The sequence below is a fragment of the Pseudoalteromonas sp. T1lg23B genome (genome assembly GCF_002964665.1).
Taxonomy (GTDB): Bacteria; Pseudomonadota; Gammaproteobacteria; order Enterobacterales; family Alteromonadaceae; genus Pseudoalteromonas.
In genome coordinates this window covers 404183-421773 of the sequence record NZ_PQBZ01000013.1, presented here as the reverse complement: position 1 = coordinate 421773, position 17591 = coordinate 404183, and the positions used below count along the sequence as shown (strand labels likewise).

The window sequence follows — 17591 nt, the reverse complement described above, 5'->3', positions numbered from 1 at the left end:
AATGCGCTAATCAAACTTTTGACAAAGGTATTTTACCACTAAATATTCATCCAAACCTTGATGGCCGCCCTCTTTACCCATACCCGATTGCTTTACGCCACCAAATGGGGCCACAGGGTTAGACACCATACCTTCGTTAATACCCACCATGCCATACTCCAAGGATGTGGACACTCTATGTATTTGCGACACATCCTGAGAATAAAAGTATGCTGCTAAGCCTTCTTCAACACTATTGGCCATCCTTATAGCTTCTGATTCATCAGAAAATGACATAATGCTCACGACTGGGGCAAACACTTCTTGGTTTGCAATTGCCATCTGTGAGGTTACACCCGTTAATATAATCGGTGCCATAAACAGACCTGCTTGCTGTTTACCTTGGTAAGCAACCTCGGCCCCTTTTTTAATCGCGTCATCAATGAGCTTTTGTGCTTTTTCTTTGGCCTCATGGCTGATCAATGGGCCAATGTCCACACCTTCTTCTAGGCCATCGCCCACAACAAGCTTATCCACAGCTTCTATAAAACGCGGCAGGAACTCGGTCTCAACACCTTGTTGCAGCAAAATACGATTTGCGGCCACACAAGTCTGCCCCGCATTACGAAACTTTGCAGCCATCAAGCCTGTAACAGCTTCATCTAAATTAGCGGACTCAAAAACTATAAAGGGTGCATTACCGCCAAGCTCCATGGAAGTGCGTTTGATTGTACTCGCACATTGCTCAAGTAAAATACGACCTACCTGCGTCGAGCCGGTAAATGTAAGCTTACGGATATTGGTGTTCTGGCACAGTGGTTTGATTAACCCCTCAGAATCAGATGTCAATAACACCTGAAAAGCACCTTTTTGCATCCCAGCTTGTAAAGCAAGTTGAGCCAGTGCCAATGCAGACAGCGGTGTTTGTTCCGATGGTTTCAAAATGAAACTACACCCAGCGGCGTACGCTGGAGCGACCTTACGCGTGATCATTGCCAATGGAAAGTTCCATGGCGTGATACCAAGTACAACACCAACACCTTGCTTTATTGCGCTTAACTGATGTTGAGTATCGTTGGCTGGAATAATCTCACCATAGCTACGCTTGGCTTGTTCGCTATACCACTGAATATATCCAGCAGCGTAGTCTACCTCTGCCATTGCTTCTTTGAGTGGTTTACCTTGCTCTTGTGTCAGTAAGCGAGCAAGCAGCGGCTTATTTTCCATCATCAGCTCATACCAACGCCATAAAACCTCACTGCGCTGTTTAGCACTCGTTGTTTTTAACGTTTCAAATGTGTCTGTAGCAGAGCGCAGCGCCAGTGATGTACCTCGTGCATCAACCTCACTAACATACGCCAACTGCTCACCTGTAGCAGGGTTCAAAACCGAGAAATGTTGCTCTGTGTGATAAGGCTCACCTGCAATCAATGAATGCTCTAGTCCTTCTAATAAACTCATCTCTCACCTCATAAAAACACAAAAACCGTAGCTTTCACTGCGGTTTATATTTATCTGTCCAATGATGTAATACTAATCTTAAACCAGCATTTGAACAAACTTGGCCGACTCATACCGCCTGCCTATCACTTTAAAACTACTTATTGAAGTGAGAGGTAGCGAAAGTAAGCCCCCATGTCAGTGAGATTGATAAGTTATAGCAGCGTAAGACCCGACCATGATTTTCAACATCTACTTAAATTATTTTTGTTTCTATTTTCGCTATAACTACACTATCATATTAATTTCATTGAATTTATATAGAGTAGTATCAATGCAAATTAGCGAGTCATGTGTTCAATTTCTAGCTTATTGTAAAACGAATAAGCAAAAAAATTTACATACACATTGTTTCTATTACACAAGAGAAAAGCGCTAGCCTTTTGGTTACCGCTTCTTAGCTGATTATTCAGTTTTTATGCTGTATGCTGCTTTTGATCAATACTCGTTAGCGATATTCAAATGGTACTTTGAAGTTTCAACTACCAAATATCTTACAAAACCAGTTATTCTCTGCAGTTCGAAGTGATAAAGGCTATTTAGAAGCCCACCTGAATTATTCAGCTCAATTCTTTTCGAGTGTGATCTTTAAACTGAATTAGACGCCCTGAACGCTTTTCTTCTTGAAAGTCGCAACTTGTTAACCTAAACATGAGCACCCAATCTGAAAGACATTCTGTGTCATGAATATCTCCAGGCAGATAAGTCGTTACGCTAGATGACTGTATGACATTGGCTCCACGACTAACGAGCGCGGTATAACCATCTTGATTGGTTATTTGTTTATAACTAGTCACCCTCATTTCACCGCTATGTAGGGCGTAAAACACCCAACCTGCTCCGTGATTGTGTGGCACTCTGTACATGCCTTGTTTTTCAAAATGGGCAAGTAAGATAAAGCCATGCTTTGCATCACGATATAATTCTTGGCTCTGTGGTTTATCAGCAAATAAACGCTCTAACCATGGCTCCTGTGCTGGAGTGTGAGTCAATTTTTGTAATTGTGTACGGGTATGCTCGACTGTGTAAGAGTCTAACCCTCGCCAGTGTTTTTTAATGTCACTGATAACTTCATTTAATGTATTTTTCATCACGGTTTACCTCTATATAATCAATTGAAATACCAAACGTTATACTGTCTAGCTGGTTTTTTTTCGTTGGTCGCTTTGCTGATAAATTGCAAGGTTAATGCACAACATAGGACCAATGTGAGATTGACACTACTTACTGCTATTGAAGGTAACAACGCCGATAAAGCTAGCGCGATTAACGCAGCACAGTGTGGTTTTATCTTTGGATGTTGAGCGTTTACTTGAGCAAGCTGTTTCATAGGACCTTATTGAAGTCACATACCATGAAACCTATACTAAGACTTCAAGTCGACTTGAGGTCAACAGTTATGAGCACACACTCCGAATTAGATATACAACAGGTATCATTACGCTCAGGATTACCTTCATCTACCATTCGTTATTACGAAGAAAAAGGGCTGATCAAACCACTAGGACGTAAGGGCCTAACTCGTATATTCAATGCCAATGTTTTAGAAAAGCTATCAGTAATTTCATTGGGGCAATTTGCTGGTTTTTCTTTGGATGAAATACGCGTGTTGCTCGAATCAGGTACAACAACTGAGATTGACCGCTCACGGCTGCTTGAAAAATCGGAGGAAATTGAGCGGAGCATTAAGTTGCTAAGTGTTATCAGTGATACCTTACAACATGTGGCTCATTGCCCCGAACACAATCAATTTGATTGCGCTAAATTTCAAAGCTTATTAAAAAAGGCCACGCGACTTCAACATAAGGGCGTGAAGAAAATGAAGTTCAAATAGACGAGCCCAGTATTCTCACCCTTGTCATGAATGAACCTTGTTGGACACTGAGAACACATAAAAAAGCCACAGCATTTGCTGTGGCTTACTACTCTAAATAGCGCGAGGCAATTAGTGCTCTTCGTTCACTATATTGAGATTATATTTTGGAATTTCAACAACGAGATCTTCATCCGCAATCACGGCTTGGCAACCTAGGCGCGATTCAGCTTCTAAGCCCCATGCTTTGTCTAACATATCGTCTTCAAGCTCGTCACTTTCATCCAGTGAATCAAAGCCTTCACGCACAATAATATGACATGTGGTACAGGCGCATGATTTTTCACAGGCATGAGGAATACTGATACCATTTTTAAGTGCGGCGTCTAATACCGTTTGCCCTTTTGGTGCTTCAATTGCGGCACCTTCAGGGCAAAGCTCTTCATGGGGTAAAAAGATGATTTGTGGCATATTACACCTCGTCTACAGACTGCCCTTGCAGTGCTTTCTTAATTGATACATCCATACGACGTGAAGCAAATTCGCTGCTGGCAGCGTCTACTTTCTCGATGGCATTTTTTATTTCATCCGGCGATTGTGCCTGCTCTCGTGCTGTGGCGAGTAACGCCATTTGCTCGCGTAAATGAGCCAGCTCTTGCTCGTTTAACAGTGCACTGTCTGTGGCAAGTGACGCTTCCAGCGCTTCCAATACACGTAATGCTTCAACCTGTTGCTCTTTAAGCATACGCGCCTGCATATCATCTTTTGCGTTGCTCATTGAATCTTTTAGCATTTGTGCCACTTGATCGTCCGATAAGCCAAACGATGGTTTCACTTGAATTTCAGCTTGCACGCCCGTTGACTTCTCCATCGCAGAGACGCTTAACAGACCATCCGCATCAACCTTGAAGGTAACACGAATATGCGCCGCACCCGCAGCCATTGGGGGAATGCCTTTGAGGCTAAACTTTGCCAGCGAACGGCAGTCATCAACCAACTCTCGTTCACCTTGTAACACGTGCAAAGACATCGCGGTTTGACCATCTTTAAAGGTGGTAAATTCTTGTGCTCTGGCAACGGGAATAGTGGTATTACGGGGAATAATTTTTTCAACCAAGCCGCCCATAGTTTCTAAACCTAGAGACAGCGGCAAAACATCCAATAACAACATATCAGAGTCGGGCTTGTTGCCCACTAAGATATCAGCCTGAATCGCAGCACCAATCGCCACAACACGATCGGGGTCTATTGAGGTTAAAGGCTGCTTAGCAAAAAACTCTTCCACTTGCTCGCGAATGACTGGCATACGGGTTGAGCCGCCAACCATCACCACTTGCAAGATTTCTTCATGACTAACCTCGGCATCTTTCACTGCTCTGCGACACGCACGTAAGGTTTTTTTCACCAACGGCATGACCAGCTCTGCAAACTCTGCACGGGTAACTGTCACCGTGTGACTTTGCTCACGTAAGTCGAGTTTTACGTTAACAGTTTCGTAGCTGCTCAGCGCTTCTTTACATGCTTTGGCTTTGTTAATGAACAAGCGTAGTTCGTTGGCATTTAAGTTATTAATCCCAGTTTGAGACTTAAACAAGTTAACCAATACTGAGTCAAAATCGTCACCACCTAGGCTTGAGTCACCGCCTGTAGCAAGTACCTCAAATACCCCTTGGTTGAGACGTAAAATTGAAATATCAAACGTTCCACCACCCAAGTCATACACTGCAATAACGCCTTCTTGACCTGAGTCGAGACCATAGGCAACCGCCGCCGCTGTCGGTTCGTTCAACAGACGTAAGACTTTTAACCCCGCAAGCTCCGCAGCATCTTTGGTGCTTTGGCGCTGTGCATCATCAAAATAAGCAGGCACAGTGATCACCGCACCTTGCAGTTGTTCGCCCGCAAAGCTTTGCTCAGCACGCTCACGTAATGTTTTTAAAATCTCTGCGGATGCCTGCACTGGGCTAACAGGGCCTGCCACAGTATTAATTGCTAAGCCACTGTCGGTTTGCACAAACTCATAAGGCAACTGACCATAACTGTGCTCAATTTCTTGTTGGGTTTTACCTAAAAAGCGTTTTACTGAAATTAGGGTATTAGTTGGGTCTTGTGCAGAAGTTTGCTGTGCCTGGGCCCCCACTTCAGTGCCCTCTGAGAGATAGCGTACTACCGATGGTAGCATCACAGAACCGTCAAAATCGGCCAGTGTTTTGGCCTCGCCACTTTGCACAGTTGCAACCAATGAGTTAGTTGTGCCTAAGTCAATACCTACGGCCAGTTTATGTTCGTGTGGTGCCGCGCTCTGCCCCGGCTCAGCGATTTGCAATAATGCCATAATGCTCTTTCACTTTTTAGCCCGTTCGAGCGGGCTTCTTTGGAGAATTAATCAAATAAACTGTCTTCGATACGTGCCAGTTCGTCACGTAGCTTATATACAAACTTGAGTTTACGGATGTTATCGGCGGCTTGCTCTAAGTCTTGCGCATCGTCACTGCTTAATTGCATGGCCAATTGCTGACTAAATTGTACATCAAGCGCTTTAATTTGCTGCTCAAACTGCTCAATCGCTGCCTCAATATCGTTGCTGTTAGGCAGCTCTTCTAACGCTTCTCGCAGCTCCATTTGCTGCATGAGAAACATAGGGTCTTGTAGTGTCTGCTGCTCAGCTCGAATGTCAACGCCACGTTCACTCAGCATATACTCAGCACGCTTTACTGGGTGTTTGAGTACCGCTAATGCGTCATTGATCTCAGCTGTTTTTTGCACGGCGAGGAGTTTTTCTCGTTCACCTTTGCCTGCGAAGCGATCTGGGTGAACAACTCGCTGTAACTCAAGGTAATGTTGATTTATCTTTTTAAGATCAACATTATAATCGACTGGAATATCAAATAGCTCAAAATAGCGCATGTCTTTTATATACCCTAAGTGTGCGCACAATGCGCATTGCAAATATACGACAAAGCCCTACCAAGGCAGGGCTTTGAGATCAGGCTAAGCGGCTCTTAAACCGTAAAGCTCTCGCCACAGCCACATTCGTCTTTCTGATTAGGGTTATTAAATTTGAACCCTTCATTAAGACCTTCTTTAGTGTAATCAAGCTCTGTGCCGTCGATATAAACCAGACTTTTCGCATCAACAATGATTTTTACATCTTTGTGTTCAAAAACTTCATCGCCTTCGTCTAGCTCATCAACAAACTCAAGTACATATGCAAGACCTGAACAGCCCGTGGTTTTAATGCCAACACGCAAACCTATGCCTTTGCCACGATTGCTCAAAAAGGCCTGAACTCGGTTTGCCGCCGCGTCTGTCAATGTCACTGCCATATTATTTACTCTTACTTCGCTTGTTTACTTTTATAATCTGCAATTGCTGCTTGAATTGCGTCTTCTGCTAAAATTGAGCAGTGGATTTTAACCGGAGGCAACTCCAGCTCAGCACTAATATCGGTATTCTTGATGCTTGCAGCTTCATCAAGGGTTTTACCCTTTACCCACTCTGTTACCAAAGATGATGACGCAATCGCACTACCACAGCCGTAAGTTTTAAACTTAGCGTCTTCGATAATACCTTGATCTGAAACCTTAATTTGTAGTTTCATTACGTCACCACACGCTGGTGCACCCACCATACCCGTTGCAACACTTGGATCGTTTTTATCAAGCGACCCTACGTTACGTGGATTTTCCACGTGATCTATCACTTTTTCACTGTACGCCATAACTCTTTCCTCACTATGTGCTCATAGCGCCTGGCTACAAGCAAAAACTTGCTTAATGATGTGCCCATTCAACGCTATCTAGGTCAATGCCTTCTTGATGCATTTCCCAAAGCGGCGACATTTCACGTAATCGACCGATTGATTCTTTAATCAAATTGACGGTGTAGTCGATATCTTCTTCCGTCGTGAAACGACCAATGCTAAAACGAATCGAGCTGTGTGCCAGTTCATCGTTACGCCCTAGAGCGCGTAATACATAAGACGGTTCCAAACTTGCTGACGTACAAGCTGAACCCGAAGACACCGCGATGTCTTTTACCGCCATTAATAATGATTCACCTTCAACAAAGTTGAAGCTGATATTCACAATACCTGGTACTGATTGATCAATCGCACCGTTGAAATACACTTCATCCATTGTCATTACGCCGTCAATTAAGCGCTGACGAAGTGCACTGATATGCGCGTGATCTTTTTCAAAATCTTCTTTTGCAATGCGGAACGCCGCCCCCATGCCAACCAGCTGATGCGTTGCCAAAGTACCTGAACGCATACCACGCTCATGACCACCACCGTGCATTTGCGCTTCCAAACGCGCACGAGGTTTACGGCGAACATATAAGGCACCAACACCTTTAGGGCCATATACTTTGTGGCCAGAGAACGACATGAAATCAACTTTCAGTTCTTGCAGGTCAATTTTAACTTTACCCGCACTTTGTGCGCCATCAACATGGAACATGATTTTGCGTTCACGACACATCTCACCGATAGTCGCGATATCCTGAATCACGCCCAGTTCATTGTTAACATGCATAACGCTCACTAGGACGGTGTCATCACGCATGGCTGCTTCCAGCTTTTTCAAATCTAATAGACCGTTATTTTCAACGTCCATATAGGTAACTTCAAAGCCTTGACGCTCTAGCTCGCGGCACGTATCTAATACTGCTTTGTGCTCGGTTTTAACCGTAATAATGTGCTTGCCTTTCTTTTTGTAGAAGTGCGCAGCACCTTTGATAGCTAGGTTGTTAGACTCTGTTGCACCTGAAGTAAAAACAATTTCACGTGGGTCCGCGTTAATTAAATCAGCGATATCATTACGCGCCTGATCAACCAACTCTTCTGCCTGCCAACCAAAACGGTGTGAGCGTGAAGCTGGGTTACCAAAGTTGCCATCCATTGTCAGACATTGCATCATTTCGTCTGCAACGCGCTGATCAACCGGAGTGGTTGCTGCATAATCTAGATAAATCGGTAATTTCATTTGTTTCTCCGCTTGACGTCAACCTACAGTTGACAGCTCACTTGAATATTGTCTAATTGCTTCATCGCACTGTTGACGCTTTTATCTTGACGCGATGCAACCGCACGCACCTCTGAATTTGCGACTAACTCGGCAAGGGAAATATTGTTTAAAAACTCTTCGATGCGCACGCTTAAATCCGACCACAGGGTATGTGTTAAACATCGCATACCGCTTTGGCAGCCGCCCCCTTCTCCGTGACAACGGGTTGCGTCAACAGACTCATCAACCGCACTGATCACGTCGCCAACAGAAATGCTTTGCACATCGCGACCAAGTAGATAGCCGCCACCCGGACCACGAACAGAGCTTACTAAGCCATGTTTACGTAATCGGGCAAATAATTGTTCAAGGTAAGATAGAGATATTTCCTGACGTTCTGAAATATCAGCCAACGGGACTGGGCCAATTTCGCCATGCAACGCAACGTCTAACATTGCTGTTACTGCATATCTGCCCTTTGATGTCAGTTTCATGGAAGCCCCCTAGCTAGTTTACCAAGCCGCAAATTTTAATTACCTGACTAAGATAGTCAAGTATTACTCATCAGTATTACGACTAAAGTTGACGAATACTTGAGTAAATTAGTCAACTACTAGGTTCATTGTAATTACCTGAGTAATTTAGTCAAGTATTATTCTTGTCTCGTAGAACGTGCTGGAGCGAATTAACGCCACTGGTCAGCACGTCCATCACCACAGTTTGGCTTACTCTGATTTTTGGCGGGTAGATTTATTGATAGAGGTTAAAATGCCACGCAAAATATTTAGCTCTTGATCCTCTGGTCGGGCACGATTGAACAAACGCTTAAGCTTGGTCATCACCATGCCGGGATGTTGCTTAATAATGAACCCCGTTTCATTTAACGTGCTCTCTAAGTGCTCGTAAAACAGTGCCATTTGCTGTGCGCTTGGATATACAGCGTCATCTTCTTCAGGCTGTTTTTCCTGACGGTCTAAAAACGCCATACGGGTTTCGTAAGTCAGTGTTTGTACTGCCATAGCTAAGTTTAATGAACTGTATTCAGGATTCGCTGGAATACATACGTGGTAGTTACACAGTTGTAATTCTTCGTTGGTGAGGCCGCTATTTTCACGACCAAACACCAAAGCCACAGGGCCTGTTTCAGATTCACTGACTAACTTTTGCGCACACTCGCGCGGCTCTACCATAGGCCATGACAATGTGCGTGAACGAGCACTGGTGCCAATGGTTAAAGCACACTCTTCTATTGCCTGTGATAATTCACTGACAATCGTCGCATTACCTAAAACATCCGTTGCACCCGCAGCCAGAGCACTGGCGTGGCTGTCTACTTCACAGGCAGGATCAACTAAATAAAGTTTAGATAGCCCCATTGTTTTCATTGCCCGTGCTACAGAGCCAATGTTGCCTGAATGAGATGTGTTTACTAACACAATACGAATGTCTTCTAATGCCATTGATTAACCAGTCTCAAAAAAATAATTGTGAAGTTTATCACAGCATCAAGCGCTCACCATAGTAAAAAGCGCTCTAACTGACCTGAACGCAACATTCCCTCTGATCCAGACTAACTAATTCCTTATCCAGAACAATACAGTACAAAAAAGCAGCAACTTTATTTGCGACAGGTTATTTACTTTGTGACAAAAATCGCTAGAATACGCCGGCTCTATATGAATATGTTCTTTTACAACCCAAAGGTAATGCTATGCATCCAATGTTAAACATTGCGGTACGCGCTGCGCGTAATGCAGGTAAAGTGATCTTACGTGCATGTGAAGATTTATCAAAAGTCGAAGCCCAACAAAAAGGCACTAATGACTTTGTTACAAACGTAGACAAAGACGCTGAAGCGATCATCCGTGATACTATCCTTAAAGCCTATCCAGACCATTCTATCGTCGGTGAAGAATTAGGTGTTATTGAAGGCAAAGATGCAGATTACCAGTGGGTTATCGATCCTCTTGATGGTACAACTAACTTCATCAAAGGCATTCCTCATTTCGCCGTTTCTATTGCATTAAAAGTTAAAGGCCGCGTTGAACAGGCGGTGATTTACGATCCTATTCGCAGCGAGCTATTCACTGCGTCTCGTGGTCAAGGTGCACAGCTAAACTCAAAGCGTATCCGTGTTACTAAAAGTAACGAAATAGCGGGCTCTGTACTTGCAACTGGTTTCCCATTTAAGCAAAAACATCACATCGACGCTTACACCGAAGCTTTTAAAGCGCTGTTTGTACACACTGCGGATATCCGTCGTGCGGGTTCAGCAGCATTGGATATGGCGTATGTTGCGGCAGGCCGCATGGACGGTTTCTTTGAAATCGGCCTTAAGCCTTGGGACACAGCTGCGGGTGAATTACTGGTAAAAGAAGCCGGTGGTATGGTTATGGATTTTGCCGGTGGTGCAAGCTACAACCAAAGTGGCAACGTGATCTGCGGCGCACCTAAGCTTTGTCAGCTTATCGTGAAAGAAATCCGCCCTGTATTAACTGAATCACTACTACGTTAATAGCGGTGAGGCAGTCATATAAAAAAGGAGCGTAAGCTCCTTTTTTATTGTCTACTCGTTTTGTTTTAACGTTATTTGTTACTATTTAAAGCCCATTTAGCGTCTTCTTTTGAGCTCTGTTCCACACCTTGAAAATAAGGGTTTTGTAGTATCAACACTTTGGTCTCGTTATCAAAAGGGAGCTGAGCCAGTACCTTTGCGAAATAGCGCTCAAATAACGCATCAAACTCACCTGTCGCTTGTAACTTTGCCAGCCCCTGCGAGAGTGCCTTAGCAAGCTTTGGCTTGTCTTTATTAACGAAAAAATAGAACGCACTGGGGTATTGTAAATAAAGACTAGGTAAAATCATCAAATTGTCGCTGCTCTGTGTGGCTAATTCAGCGCCAACTTCAATAAATGAACGAGGAAAATAATCTAGGCGGCCCCGCGAAACCATGGCAAACATCGCCTGATAGTTCGCCATGGGCCTTACATCCAAATGGTTATGACCAAGAATTTTGGTATCAGGCCAATCATGCCCTTGCACTGCGGTCAGTTTGGATAACGCTTGAAGCGAGTCAATATCGTCAAATTGCGATAATTGCATCTTATTAATCAGCAAAGCACGCTTGCCAATAAAGCCTTTAAACAAAGGAACAGGAATGGCCGTTGCCAACTGCTCTCGCTCAGGGCTCGTCATACTCCAATGCAGGTCAACTTCGCCTTGGCTCAAAGCCAACAGCGTACGCTGTTGATGAGGATGTACTTTTACATGCTCTATCTGAGCCTCAAAACCAGCAGCTTTGAGTGACATCTCCAATAGTTCGTACAAGTACAAGTCTCTATCGTACAAGGTACGTTGCTCTTTGGCGACATAAATGGTTTCTGCCGCAACTAATGAACCAGCCCAACTACACAATAGGCACAGCAATACGAGTTTACGCATATCTGTGTTCCAAACTTGTTTTTGTTAACGCTACACCGAGCAGAGCTTTTACTCAAGCTTTAATACCACCAATTAGAACAACACAGTTTATGCTGAGCACTCGGCCTGATCTTTTTCTATCTTCACCACAGACACACTCGGACGACGCCTATTACATACAAACAAATAGCTGTTTCTATATCGTTTGGCTTCTTTTTTGGCGTCTGTCGCAAGTGCCGCCACCTGATGACTGTTCTTACAATTGTCTAAATCAGGTCTAACCAAGCCAATGGACAGTGTCAGCAAGGGTACAAATTGCTTTTGCCCCTCTCTATTGGTGGCCCAATAACCACCTGATTTAACATGTTCAGGCGTGAAGAAGGCCTTAGATTGTTGTTCAAAGTCATTGATAATTTGATGACAAAGTTGCTCAGCATCATCGGCATCAAACACCACCATAAAATCGTCGCCACCGATATGCCCAACAAAACATGGGCTTTGTTCACACGCGTTGACCGTTACATCGGCGAGCAATTTGATCACACTATCGCCACTTGCATAGCCATATAAATCATTAAATTGCTTAAAATGGTTCAAATCTATGTATGCCAATGAAAAGTCAGATTGCTTTCGCAAGCGCGTTTCAATTGCTTCGTTTATCGCTACATTACCTGGCAGCATAGTGAGGGGGTTGGCGTGCTGTGCATGGCGAATTTTTTCTTCAGTGATATGTTTGAGAATATCTCTTAGCGGCGCAAGTCCTAGGTAGCATCCATCTCGAGTGATAATAATATGGCGACGAATATCAAACTCTTGCTCTGTTATTTGCTGGCTTACTTGATCCAGTTGAGCATTTTCATCCACTATTAACGGCTGCTTGTCCATCAGTTCCATCACCGACTTCTTAGCATATAACGCGTGTCCATAAGGTGCGGCGAACACTTCTGTTAGTTGATCTCGATGCAATAACCCTATCGGCTCACGATTATCATTTACTACCGCTAAGCTCATCAGCTTTTTATCCGACTCAAAGCTTTTATGGGCATCCTTACATTGCGTGCACTGGTGTATGGCACTTTGCGTCATGGCTAACCAGCCAATCGCGATTGATTGCTCTGTCGTATTCATTTTCGGCGTCAAGTTTAGGGCCGACCACTGACTGGCCTCAAGTTCAATCGTAGGTTCACTCTGAGGGTAAGCAAGCAAATATCCTTGAGCATTCACTATGCCCAATTTCTCGAGCAATGATAGTTCCTCAACTCGCTCTATCCCTTCAGCGATCACCGATGTTCCCGTCGCTTTTGCAAGCTCAATAATGGATTTTAAAAATTCTCTTTTAACAATGCTTTGATCACAGTAGTCAATAAAGTATCTATCAACTTTGACATACTCAGGGCAGAGTTCTGACCACTGTTTAAGGCCTGAGTAGCCAGCTCCTAAGTCATCAATAGCAATGTTAAAACCAAGTCGACGATAATGCTCGATGGTTTTTAGCAATAAAAAGCCATCATCCACCTTATCTTGTTCTGTAACTTCAATAACCACCCTGTTAGCAGCCAACCCATGCTTTTGCACTAAGTGGCGTGTTTCGCCACGCGGATGGCTCGGGTCTAGTAATGTGCTAGGGCTCACATTCAAAAACAACTTACCGGGTAATTGCAGTGAGACAAACCGCTCTATCGCTTTTTCTCGGCATAATAATTCCAGTTCAGACAGTTTGTTGTGAATCCCAGCAGCAGCAAACAACTGGTCAGGCATTTCCAAACAATCTACACCACGGCTCAATGCCTCAAAACCGAGTATATCTTGCTTGCTAATATCATAAATGGGCTGAAATAAAGTATTAACAGTGCCGTGTTTTAATATGTTTTCTAATACTTGTTTTTCTAGCTCTGCTGCTTCATTCACGCCTGTAACCAACGAACAATCGACCAAATAATAGCCCAGCAAATTAGCAAGATTTTATGACATTTTTGTGGCAAAAATCGGAATTGACACCATTATCATTACTCGAAATACAGCAACAAACCAATCTAACATGCTGCCAGCGCCCTGCGCTCCTAGGCTAAGCAATAAAAGCGACCTCTAAAACTGGTAAATGAATTTTATTCACGCTCAATGGCACTTTTATTTCATGAAAATCACAAATAGACGACAGCGACACGGTGCTGTAATGTCACACCGATACAACCTGTATGTTTACTTGGCAATAAAATTGTCGTAGCATTTGCGGTGATTCAGTTATCGGTTTTGTTATGTTCAAATCACTTTCAACCATATTAGTGACGCTTTCAATGCTCATTGCCTTTACAGGGCAAGTGTTGGCGTATGCTGCTATGCCTTGTGATATGTCATTGGATAACCATCAAGCAATGATGACCATGGATCACAGCACCAAAATGACTATGAGCGCTAACATGGACCACAGTAACATGTCCAGCGCAGCAGATTGCTGTGATACCGACTGCACCTGTCCTGCCAGTGCTTGTACTTCGATTCATTATCTAAGCTCATATTTGGCAACAACGTCGGCACTGTATTACTCGGAAGTCATCATTCGTTCATTCCCTCAGGCTCCTCGCGCCATCTCTAGTTCTCTCTATCGTCCACCGATTTTTGCCTAATACAGGGTAATTGCGCCCAAAATTCACAGGCACAGCATATTTTTAATAATTATTACTGCGTTAATCTAGCGCATAAATCAGTCCAGTTAACTCTGGGGACACACATATGAAGCACAACTATTTTTTAAATATTGTTTTGATAGCTTTAACGCTGCCGATCACCGTTGCGGCTAAAACAGCAGCTGGCGAACAACGACACACGATTTCTCTCGAGCAGGCCATACAGCTTGCTCAACAAAACGATCCTTGGTTGCATGGCAACCAGCTAAAGCAACGAGCGGTTGAACAGTCCAGTGTTGCGGCCAATACCTTACCCGACCCGAAAGTGTCGATAGGAATGATGAACTTACCAACCGATGGCTGGGATTTTGCGCAAGAAGGCATGACCCAATTTAAGGTGGGTGTATCACAGATGTTCGGCCGAGGTGACAGTCTGGCAATCAAAAGCAATCAACTAAAGCTTTCTGCGACACAATTTCCGCTGCAAAGACAAGATAGAGAAGCCAAATTACAAAGTAATGTCACTCAGCTTTGGTTAGACGCTTATCTGGCACAAAGAACCATTGCTTTGATCAAACAAGACCGAGTGCTATTTGAGCAAATTGCTGAGGTTGCCAAAGCCAGTTATTCCAGTGTGGTAGGTAAAACCAGACAGCAGGACGTTGTACGTGCTCAGTTAGAGCTTATTCAGCTTGAAGACCGCCTGACAGTCGAGCAACAAAAACTCGAAACGGCAATTGCACAGCTTAACGAATGGCTGCACATTTATGACGCAAGCAATCTTGCCGCAGCCTATGACTTCGATAATCAAACAAGCATTCTAACCGTATCGGGCGAGTTACCCCGTCTTGAACTGGCTTATGCACAGTTACTTAAACCTGCGAATTACTCGCGCAATGAGCTGGCTAAGTTATTAATAAACCACCCTGTCAATCGCGCGATTGATGTTAAACAGCAGGTGTCTGAACAAACCATTGCGTTAAACAAACAACAATACCAGCCACAGTGGGGAGTGAACGCAAGCTATGGCTATCGTGAAGATATGCCCTCAGGCATGAGTCGCGCTGATCTCTTCTCGGTCGGTGTCACTTTTGACTTACCGCTGTTCACTGAAAACAAACAAGATAAACAAGTCGCCGCCGCCATTGCCGAATCAGAGGCAGTTAAAACCGACAAGTTATTGATGGTTAAACAAATGATTAGTGCCGTTGAAAAAGAGCTTAAGCTACTCAATCGCCTCTCAGATAGACAAGCGCTGTATGCCACACAACTGTTAAAACAGGCTCACTATCAAGCTGAAGCCGCATTGACCGCCTATACCAGTGATGATGGCGACTTTGCCGAAGTTGTACGAGCACGTATTGCCGAACTCAACGCCCGTATTGCCGCGTTAAAAATTGATGTGGATGCGCTGAAAGCCGTTTCCCGTATTAATTACTTGCTTACACAAGCCACTCAACCTGCTGCTGCGCAGTCTCATTCTTTGGGAGCAAACTAATGTCTTCAAATCACAAAACCCTCATCGCATTATTTGTCGGTATTGCACTTGGCACTGCGGCGATGAGCTTACTACCAGAAAATCATAGCGAACAAACTCAAGCTTCTGATTCTCAGGAGAAAAAGCCACTGTACTGGGTGGCCCCGATGGACGCTAACTATCGTCGCGATAAACCGGGTAAATCTCCGATGGGCATGGATCTTATTCCTGTGTATGAGGAAGATAGCGGAGCAAATGATGCAGGTCCCGGTAGTGTTAAGATTGCCCCTCATGTGGTCAATAATTTGGGCGTCAGAACTGCCCCCGTTGAATATGCAGCGATGCATACTCAGATTTCAACGGTAGGTTACGTGCAATATGATGAAGACAAATTAATTCATATCCATCCGCGTGTTGATGGCTGGATAGAGAAGCTCTATGTAAAGGCCGCGGGAAACCCCGTTGAAAAGGGCCAGCCCTTGTACACTCTGTATTCTCCCCAGTTGGTTAATGCGCAGGAAGAGCTATTGCTAGCGCTAAAGCGTAATAATGGCTCTTTGATAGGCGCGGCGAAAGATCGTTTAAAGGCGCTACAACTGTCTGAGCAATTCATCAATGCGTTGGAAAAAAATCAGAAAGTACAGCAAACCATCACCTTTTATTCACCTCAGTCGGGCGTTATTGATGGTTTGAAAATTCGTGAAGGGTTTTATGTGAAGCCCGGTACAACCTTGATGAGTATTGCTCAGCTCAATCAAGTGTGGGTAGAAGCCGAAGTCTTTGAACGTGATACCTCTTTGATTTCACAAGGACAGCCCGTTTCTATGACCCTTGATTATCTGCCCGGAAAACAATGGAATGGGACGGTCGACTATGTTTACCCTGCTCTAAATAGCAAAACCCGTACGCTGCGAGTCAGACTCAAGTTCGATAACCCCAACTTTGAGCTTAAACCCAACATGTTTGCTCAGGTGGCCATTCATACCAATCTTGATGAGCCCGTTATTCTAGTACCAAAAGAAGCCGTGATCAGAACAGGCAAGCAAGACCGTGTGGTACTGGCCCTTGGTGACGGACAATTTAAATCGATTGCAGTAACGATAGGTCGAGTCGGTAAAGACAAAATCGAAATTTTAGAAGGCCTCAACGAAGAAGATAAAATCGTTACCTCTGCGCAATTCTTGATAGATTCAGAGTCCAGCAAAAACTCCGACTTCAAACGTATGACCCATGACAAAGTACCCAACTCAGTTTGGGTGCAAGGGGAAGTAAATGACGTGATGGCCGACCACCGCATGGTTAACATCACTCACGACCCAGTAGAAGCATGGGATTGGCCAACCATGACCATGGACTTTACGGTCGCTGAAAAGGTGGATATCAACGCCCTTAGTGCTGGGCAAACACTGCATTTTGAAGTAAGTAAAACAGAGGATGGCAGTTATGAACTCACTGGCATTCACATTATGTCGCAGGGTTCTTCTGAACCGCAAGTGAGCAGCGCAACGGTCGATGGTCTCGTCAATGCCATTGATGTAGACAACCGCATTGTGAATATTAGCCGCGACGCGATTGAAAAATGGAACCGCCCCGCCGCGACGATGGACTTTATGATCGCTGAAGACGTGAGTCTTGACGATATAAAAATTGGTGATGAAGTTACCTTTACCTTTGAAATTAGAGATGATTTTGTGGTGGTAGAGATAAAGCCAAAGACCGTCATGAATGACGATGACCATAGTAAACATACGGGCCACGAGTAAGGAGCA

General features: G+C 44.2%; 17 protein-coding genes. 5 read left to right on the top strand and 12 right to left on the bottom strand.

All coding sequences use genetic code 11. The features are described 5' to 3' along the window. Positions 1 to 6: 6 nt before the first annotated feature. Both C2M32_RS05515 and C2M32_RS05510 read right to left on the bottom strand, forming a co-directional pair. Positions 7 to 1440 carry an NAD-dependent succinate-semialdehyde dehydrogenase gene (locus C2M32_RS05515; protein ID WP_105167487.1) on the bottom strand — a complete coding sequence of 478 codons (1434 nt, stop codon included), beginning with the start codon at positions 1438 to 1440 and terminating at the stop codon, positions 7 to 9. A gap of 599 nt (positions 1441 to 2039) precedes the next feature. Continuing rightward, complete coding sequence (locus C2M32_RS05510; protein WP_105167486.1) at positions 2040 to 2570, bottom strand: hypothetical protein; 531 nt, start codon at positions 2568 to 2570, stop codon at positions 2040 to 2042. A 308-nt stretch (positions 2571 to 2878) separates the two neighbouring features. Here C2M32_RS05510 and C2M32_RS05500 point away from each other — a divergent pair, with 308 nt between their 5' ends. After that, the gene (locus C2M32_RS05500; RefSeq protein ID WP_105167484.1) at positions 2879 to 3313 is read left to right on the top strand and encodes a helix-turn-helix domain-containing protein; all 435 of its coding nucleotides are present in this window, start codon (positions 2879 to 2881) and stop codon (positions 3311 to 3313) included. A gap of 111 nt (positions 3314 to 3424) precedes the next feature. Here C2M32_RS05500 and fdx read toward each other — a convergent pair whose 3' ends face one another. From fdx to trmJ, 8 genes are all read right to left on the bottom strand, one after another. Further along, positions 3425 to 3763 carry an ISC system 2Fe-2S type ferredoxin gene (fdx, locus tag C2M32_RS05495; protein ID WP_070991829.1) on the bottom strand — a complete coding sequence of 113 codons (339 nt, stop codon included), beginning with the start codon at positions 3761 to 3763 and terminating at the stop codon, positions 3425 to 3427. Position 3764: 1 nt separating this feature from the next. Further along, positions 3765 to 5627: a Fe-S protein assembly chaperone HscA gene (hscA, locus tag C2M32_RS05490; protein ID WP_105167483.1), complete on the bottom strand. Its 1863-nt coding sequence runs from the start codon at positions 5625 to 5627 to the stop codon at positions 3765 to 3767. A gap of 47 nt (positions 5628 to 5674) precedes the next feature. Next, complete coding sequence (gene hscB, locus C2M32_RS05485) at positions 5675 to 6199, bottom strand: co-chaperone HscB (protein ID WP_105167482.1); 525 nt, start codon at positions 6197 to 6199, stop codon at positions 5675 to 5677. A gap of 95 nt (positions 6200 to 6294) precedes the next feature. After that, positions 6295 to 6618, bottom strand: a complete 324-nt coding sequence (gene iscA, locus C2M32_RS05480) for an iron-sulfur cluster assembly protein IscA (RefSeq protein ID WP_105167481.1) — start codon at positions 6616 to 6618, stop codon at positions 6295 to 6297. Positions 6619 to 6629: 11 nt separating this feature from the next. Beyond that, positions 6630 to 7013: a Fe-S cluster assembly scaffold IscU gene (gene iscU / locus C2M32_RS05475; protein WP_105167480.1), complete on the bottom strand. Its 384-nt coding sequence runs from the start codon at positions 7011 to 7013 to the stop codon at positions 6630 to 6632. Positions 7014 to 7065: 52 nt separating this feature from the next. Beyond that, entirely contained in the window at positions 7066 to 8280 is a 1215-nt protein-coding gene (locus C2M32_RS05470; RefSeq protein ID WP_105167479.1) for an IscS subfamily cysteine desulfurase, read from the bottom strand. A 23-nt stretch (positions 8281 to 8303) separates the two neighbouring features. Then, a complete protein-coding gene (iscR, locus tag C2M32_RS05465; RefSeq protein ID WP_105167478.1) occupies positions 8304 to 8795 on the bottom strand; it encodes a Fe-S cluster assembly transcriptional regulator IscR in 492 nt (163 codons plus the stop codon). 231 nt (positions 8796 to 9026) lie between these two features. Then, complete coding sequence (gene trmJ / locus C2M32_RS05460; protein WP_105167477.1) at positions 9027 to 9761, bottom strand: tRNA (cytosine(32)/uridine(32)-2'-O)-methyltransferase TrmJ; 735 nt, start codon at positions 9759 to 9761, stop codon at positions 9027 to 9029. A 251-nt stretch (positions 9762 to 10012) separates the two neighbouring features. Here trmJ and suhB point away from each other — a divergent pair, with 251 nt between their 5' ends. Then, the gene (suhB, locus tag C2M32_RS05455; RefSeq protein WP_070991837.1) at positions 10013 to 10816 is read left to right on the top strand and encodes an inositol-1-monophosphatase; all 804 of its coding nucleotides are present in this window, start codon (positions 10013 to 10015) and stop codon (positions 10814 to 10816) included. Between the two features lie 71 nt (positions 10817 to 10887). On the opposite strand, the gene C2M32_RS05450 is transcribed toward suhB, so the two are convergent. Both C2M32_RS05450 and C2M32_RS05445 read right to left on the bottom strand, forming a co-directional pair. Continuing rightward, a complete protein-coding gene (locus C2M32_RS05450) occupies positions 10888 to 11742 on the bottom strand; it encodes a substrate-binding periplasmic protein (RefSeq protein WP_105167476.1) in 855 nt (284 codons plus the stop codon). An 87-nt stretch (positions 11743 to 11829) separates the two neighbouring features. Next, the gene (locus C2M32_RS05445) at positions 11830 to 13629 is read right to left on the bottom strand and encodes a GGDEF domain-containing protein (RefSeq protein ID WP_105167475.1); all 1800 of its coding nucleotides are present in this window, start codon (positions 13627 to 13629) and stop codon (positions 11830 to 11832) included. Between the two features lie 347 nt (positions 13630 to 13976). On the opposite strand from C2M32_RS05445, the gene C2M32_RS05440 reads away from it, so the two are divergent. The 3 genes from C2M32_RS05440 (at position 13977) to C2M32_RS05430 (ending at position 17585) form a co-directional block, all read left to right on the top strand. Beyond that, positions 13977 to 14345 carry a hypothetical protein gene (locus tag C2M32_RS05440; protein ID WP_105167474.1) on the top strand — a complete coding sequence of 123 codons (369 nt, stop codon included), beginning with the start codon at positions 13977 to 13979 and terminating at the stop codon, positions 14343 to 14345. A gap of 106 nt (positions 14346 to 14451) precedes the next feature. Then, positions 14452 to 15843 carry a TolC family protein gene (locus C2M32_RS05435; RefSeq protein WP_105167473.1) on the top strand — a complete coding sequence of 464 codons (1392 nt, stop codon included), beginning with the start codon at positions 14452 to 14454 and terminating at the stop codon, positions 15841 to 15843. Beyond that, positions 15843 to 17585, top strand: coding sequence for an efflux RND transporter periplasmic adaptor subunit (locus C2M32_RS05430; protein WP_105167472.1), 1743 nt, complete (start codon positions 15843 to 15845; stop codon positions 17583 to 17585). The genes C2M32_RS05435 and C2M32_RS05430 overlap by 1 nt, the downstream gene beginning before the upstream one ends. Positions 17586 to 17591: the final 6 nt, after the last annotated feature.